The sequence below is a fragment of the Streptomyces sp. CBMA156 genome, from assembly GCF_014596515.1.
GTDB lineage: Bacteria > Actinomycetota > Actinomycetes > Streptomycetales > Streptomycetaceae > Kitasatospora.
Genome location: NZ_MSJQ01000422.1, coordinates 37423 through 43422 on the forward strand (window position 1 = coordinate 37423; position 6000 = coordinate 43422).

The following is a 6000-nucleotide window of genomic DNA, read 5'->3' on the forward strand; positions in this document are numbered from 1 at the left end:
CAGCTGTCTTCTCTTCCATCAGCATTTCACCCAACAGTCAGCTAGCGGACAGCGTGACCGAGGCTACGGCGGGGTTCCGTCCGGCGACCACCCCATAGGCCCCCTACGCCGACCCCGCACCGGTTCCGGTACGGTGCGGGCGGGCCCGGGAGACGCCGCCGGCCTGCGGCGCAGGCCCCTCGGGGTGCCATTCCGTACGGGTTGGGGCCGGTTGACAGGGTGCGTAGGGGTTGCCCCTGCGGCGCCGCGAAAAATAGCGTGAGCCCGTCGGCGAAGGCGGTCCCGCGGTAACTGGGGCACAGTGCGCGGCCGACCCCGGGCCGGCGCCTAGCGAGATGCGGCTCGCGCCGCGCGAGCGTGCGGAACTCTGCCGGAAATTCTCTGATTTCTCGACCAGCATTGTCGGCACGGCCCGAGGGGTTTTCCAGATGACGTCACCAAGCGCGGCTTCGATAGGCATGCTCGTTCCCGACTTCCCGTTCTCCTACGACCGGTGGCTGACCCACCCGGCCGGCCTGGGCGTGCTCCCGCCGGAGCGGGCCGGCACCGAGGTCGCGGTGGTCGGCGGCGGCATGGCAGGACTGACCGCCGCCTACGAGCTGATGCGGCTGGGGCTGCGCCCGGTGGTGTACGAGCCCGGCGACCTCGGCGGCCGGATGCGGGCCGTGCCGTTCGCCAACCACCCCGAGTACGTGGCCGAGTTGGGCGCGATGCGCTTCCCGGTCTCGGCGAAGGCGCTCTACCACTACATCGACCTGCTGGGCCTGCGGACCAAGCCGTTCCCGAACCCGCTGGCGCCGGACACCCCCGGCACCCTGATCGACCTCAACGGCGAGCAGGCGTGGGCGCGTTCGCCGGAGGACCTGCCGGAGCTGTACCAGGAGGTCGCCGACGCCTGGGAGAAGGTGCTCCAGGAGCGCGCGTCGCTGTCCACGATGCGCGACGCGATCACCCGGCGGGACGTGCCGATCCTGAAGGCGGTCTGGAACCGCCTGGTCCGCGAGTTCGACGACGAGTCGTTCTACGGCTTCCTGGCCAGCTCCTCCGCGTTCCACTCGTTCCGGCACCGGGAGATCTTCGGCCAGGTGGGCTTCGGCTCGGGCGGCTGGGACACCGACTTCCCGAACTCGGTGCTGGAGATCCTCCGGGTGGTCTTCACCGAGGCGGACGAGAACCACATGTCGATCGTCGGCGGGGTGCAGCAACTGCCGTACGGCCTGTGGCAGCACGCCCCCGAGTCCCCGGCGCACTGGCCGGCCGGCACCTCGCTCGCCTCGCTGCACGAGGACGGCACGCCCCGCCCCGGCGTGGTCGGACTGCGGCGCAAGGGCGAGCTGTTCGTGGTCGAGGACGCGGACGGCGACGTGCGGGTGTTCCCGTCCGTGGTGTTCACCCCGCACGTGTGGACGCTCCTCAACCGCATCGACTGCGACCCCGGCCTGCTGACCCAGCCGCAGTGGACGGCCGTCGAGCGCACCCACTACATGGGCTCCTCCAAGCTGTTCGTGCTCACCGACCGGCCGTTCTGGCGGGACGTCGACCCGCGCACCGGCCGCGAGGTGATGGGGATGACGCTCACCGACCGGATCGCCCGCGGCGTCTACCTGTTCGACAACGGGCCCGACCGCCCGGGCGTGATGTGCCTGTCCTACACGTGGAACGACGACTCGCTGAAGTTCGCCTCGCTCACCGACCGCGAGCGCCTGGATGTCCTGCTCGCCCGGCTGGGCCGGATCTACCCGGACGTGGACATCCGCTCGCACATCATCGACGAGCCGATCAGCGTCACCTGGGAGACCGAGCCGCACTTCATGGGCGCGTTCAAGTCGAACCTGCCCGGCCAGTACCGCTACCAGCGGCGGCTGTTCACCCAGTTCATGCAGGACGACCGGGAGCCCCGCGACCGCGGCTTCTTCCTGTGCGGCGACGACGTCTCGTGGACCGCCGGCTTCGCCGAGGGCGCGGTGACCACGGCGCTCAACGCGGTGTGGGGCGTCGTCGACCACCTGGGCGGCCACGCCCCGCGGGCCAACCCGGGGCCCGGCGATCTCTTCGACTCCCTCGCACCGCTGGAACTCCCGTACTCGTGAACCCTGTTCGCCACCACCGACCGTCCACGTCCTCGCGAAACGAGGTAGCACGACCGTGACCATCACCGAACCGGTGCCGACGGGCCCTGCCACGACACTGCCCGGCGCGCTGAGCCTGCGCGCCGAGAAGCAGCCCGACGAGACCGCGTACGTCTACCTCAGGGACGGCGAGGAGCCGGACGGCTCGTTGACCTACCGTCAACTCGAAGCCGACGCGCGCTCCCGGGCCGCCGCACTGGCGGCGGCCGGCCTCGGCGGGGGCAGCGCGGTGCTGCTCTACCCCTCGGGCCTGGAGTTCGTCCGGGCGCTGCTCGGCTGCATGTACGCCCGGGTGGCCGGCGCGCCGGTGCAGGTGCCGCGGCGGGCCACCGGCCTGGCGCGGCTGCGCCGGATAGCCGAGGACGCGGGCACCACGACGGTGCTGACCACCGCCGAGGTGAAGCACGACCTGGAGGAGCGCTTCGGCGACCACCCGGATCTCGCCGGGCTCACCCTGGTCGACACCGGCGCGCTGCCGCGGGCCGAGTGGACCGGCGGCTTCCCCGAGCCGGAGGACATCGCGCTGCTCCAGTACACCTCCGGCTCGACCGGCGATCCCAAGGGCGTGATGGTCACCCACGCCAACTTCCTCGCCAACGTGGCCGAGACCGAGGAGCTGTGGCCGGTCGGCCCGGACGGCGTGGTCGTCTCCTGGCTCCCGCTCTTCCACGACATGGGGATGCTCTTCGGCGTCCTGATGCCGCTGAGCTCCGGGATGCCCGCCTACCTGATGGCCCCGGACGCCTTCGTCCGCAGCCCGGGCCGGTGGCTGGCGGCGATCGACCGGTTCCGGGGCACCCACGCCGCGGCGCCCAGCTTCGCGTACGAGCTGTGCGTGAAGGCCCAGGAGGAGGGCAAGGTGGCGCCCGGCCTCGACCTCTCCTCGTGGCGGGTGGCCGCCAACGGCGCGGAGCCGGTGCGCTGGCGCGCGATCCGCTCCTTCGCCGAGACCTTCGCCGCGGCCGGCTTCCGTCCGGAGGCGAGCTGCCCGGGCTACGGACTCGCCGAGAACACGCTCAAGGCCACCGGCAGCCGGCTTGGCGAGGAGCCACCGGTGCTCTGGGTGGACTCGGCCGCGCTGCGGACGGACCGGGTGGAGCTGTCCGCGCCCGGCGAGGGCGCGCAGCCGCTGGTCGGCTCGGGCGTCCCGGTCCTCGACAGCGTCGTGCGGATCGTCGAGCCCGCCTCCCGCACCGTCATGGCCGAGCGCGAGGTCGGCGAGATCTGGGTCTCCGGGCCGTGCGTGGCCGCGGGCTACCACGGGCGCCCGCAGGAGTCCGAGGAGACCTTCCGGGCGACGATCGCCGGGCAGGAGGAGGCCGGCCGCTTCCTGCGCACCGGCGACCTCGGCTTCGTCCACGACGGCGAGCTGTTCGTCACCGGCCGCCTGAAGGACGTCATCATCCGCCAGGGCCGCAACTTCTACCCGCAGGACATCGAGCTGTCCGCCGAGAGCTGCGCCCCCGGCCTGCACCCCAACGCGGCCGCGGCGTTCTCCGTCGACGACGGCGAGCGCGAGCGCCTGGTCGTCGTCGTCGAGGCGGACGGCCGGGCCCTGCGCGCCACTCCCCTGGACGAGCTGGAGGCCCGGATCCGCACCGCCGTCCACGAGGGCCAGCGGCTGGACGTGGACGAGGTGGTCGTCGTGCGGCGCGGCTTCCTGCCCAGGACGACCAGCGGCAAGGTGCAGCGCCGGGCCTGCCGCGCCCGCTACCTGAACGGCGAGCTGAAGGCCGCCGCGGCGGCGGAGCGGAGCGCCCGATGACCGAGGACACCCCCGCGGGCCGGCCGGCCGCCCCGGCAGGCACCGCCGCCCGGATCGCCGAACTACAGCGCCGCCGTGACGAGTTGGCCGCCCGCGCCGACTCCGACGCGGCCCGCAAGCAGCACGAGAAGGGCAAGCTCACCGCCCGCGAGCGGATCGACGCGCTGCTCGACCCTGGCTCCTTCGTCGAACTCGACGCCCTGGCCAGGCACCGCAGCCACGACTTCGGACTGGAGCGCAACCGGCCGCTCGGCGACGGCGTGATCACCGGCTATGGCACCGTCGACGGCCGCAAGGTGTGCGTCTTCGCCCAGGACTTCACGGTCTTCGGCGGCAGCCTCGGCGAGAAGTACGGCGAGAAGATCGTCAAGGTGATGGACCTGGCGCTCAGCACCGGCTGCCCGGTCATCGGCATCAACGACTCCGGCGGCGCCCGCATCCAGGAGGGCGTGGTCTCGCTCGCCTACTACGCGGAGATGGTCCGGCGCGAGGTCGAGGGCTCGGGCGTCATCCCGCAGATCTCGCTGATGATGGGCCCCTGCGCCGGCGGCGCGGTCTACGCCCCCGCCATCACCGACTTCGTCGTGATGGTCGAGGACATCTCGCACATGTTCGTCACCGGACCCGAGGTCCTGCGCACCGTCATGGGCCAGCACGTCGACCGCGAGGAACTCGGCGGCGCGCTCAGCCACAACACCGTCTCCGGCGCCGCGCACTACCTCGCGCAGGACGAGAAGGACGCCTTCGAGTACGTCCGCCTGGTGCTGGGCCACCTGCCCTCCAACAACATGGAGGACCCGCCGGTCTACGCCGCCACCGAGCCGCAGACCCTCACCGAGGCCGACCGGGCGCTCGACACCCTGGTGCCGGACAGCCCCAACGTGCCGTACGACATGCGCAGGGTCGTGCAGACCGTGCTGGACGGCGGCGAACTGCTGGAGGTGCAGCCGCTGTTCGCCAAGAACGTGGTGTGCGGGCTCGGGCGGATCGACGGGCACAGCGTCGGCATCGTGGCCAACCAGCCGATCGTCTCGGCCGGAGCGCTGGACATCGACGCGAGCGAGAAGGCCGCGCGCTTCATCCGGATGTGCGACGCCTTCCACGTCCCGGTCGTGAGCTTCGTCGACGTGCCCGGCTTCCTGCCCGGCCTGGAGCAGGAGCGGGCCGGCATCATCCGCCGCGGCGCCAAGCTGATCTACGCCTACGCCGAGGCGACCGTCCCGATGGTCACCGTGGTCACCCGCAAGGCGTACGGCGGCGGTTACGGCGTCATGGGGTCCAAGCACCTGGGGGTCGACATCAACCTCGCCTGGCCCACCGCCGAGATCGCGGTGATGGGCGGCGAGAGCGCGGTGACCGTGCTGCACCACCGCGCGGTCAAGCAGGCCGAGGACCCGGTCGCCGAGCGGGCCAGGCTGCGCCGGGAGTACGAGGACGCGCTCTGCAACCCGTACGCGGCGGCCGAGCGCGGCTACGTGGACGCGGTGATCATGCCGCACGAGACCCGGCGGACCATCGCCGGGGCCCTGGAGACGCTGCGCGGCAAGCGCACCTCCCGGCTGCCGCGCAAGCACGGCAACATCCCGCTGTGAGCGGGGCGGGAGCTGTGAGCGGGGCGGCAGCGGAGGGCACCGACGGGCGGGCCGAGGACGGCCTGCTGGTGGTGTACGGCAGCCCGACGAGCGAGGAACTGGCCGCCGCGGTGGTCGCGGTGACCGCCCTGGCCGCCGCCGAGGGCGCCGCCGCCGGCGCCCCGGCCCGGGCCCGCCCCGGCCGGGGCTGGGCACCGCCCGCCCGGCGGATGACCCCCTGGCCCCGGCACTGGGGCACCGGTGGCTGACCGGCCGCGCGTGCGGCCGCACGACCACCCGATACGACGAGCAAGACGAGCAAACGGCAGGGACGAGGGAGTTCAACGTGCGTAAGGTGCTGATCGCCAACCGTGGCGAGATCGCGGTGCGGGTCGTCCGCGCCTGCCGGGACGCCGGTATCGCCAGCGTCGCCGTCTACGCCGAGCCGGACCGGGATGCGCTGCACGTCCGCGCGGCCGACGAGGCTTACGCGCTGGGCGGTGACACTCCCGCTACCAGCTACCTGGACATCGCC

The 6000-nt window shown here is 72.6% G+C and carries 5 protein-coding genes; all 5 read left to right on the plus strand.

Annotated elements, in window-relative coordinates:
- The first annotated feature begins 398 nt into the window (after positions 1-398).
- Positions 399-2090 carry a flavin monoamine oxidase family protein gene (locus tag BU198_RS37510; protein ID WP_411293282.1) on the plus strand — a complete coding sequence of 564 codons (1692 nt, stop codon included), beginning with the start codon at positions 399-401 and terminating at the stop codon, positions 2088-2090.
- Positions 2091-2145: 55 nt separating this feature from the next.
- The gene (locus BU198_RS37515) at positions 2146-3894 is read left to right on the plus strand and encodes a fatty acyl-AMP ligase (RefSeq protein WP_188301265.1); all 1749 of its coding nucleotides are present in this window, start codon (positions 2146-2148) and stop codon (positions 3892-3894) included.
- Complete coding sequence (locus BU198_RS37520) at positions 3891-5486, plus strand: acyl-CoA carboxylase subunit beta (RefSeq protein WP_188301266.1); 1596 nt, start codon at positions 3891-3893, stop codon at positions 5484-5486. Before BU198_RS37515 ends, BU198_RS37520 begins: the two co-directional genes overlap by 4 nt.
- Before the next feature lie 14 nt (positions 5487-5500).
- Positions 5501-5734, plus strand: a complete 234-nt coding sequence (locus tag BU198_RS37525) for an acyl-CoA carboxylase epsilon subunit (RefSeq protein WP_188301267.1) — start codon at positions 5501-5503, stop codon at positions 5732-5734.
- A 77-nt stretch (positions 5735-5811) separates the two neighbouring features.
- Positions 5812-6000, plus strand: a 189-nt coding sequence (locus BU198_RS37530; protein WP_317620487.1) for a biotin carboxylase N-terminal domain-containing protein, incomplete at its 3' end; no start/stop codon positions are given.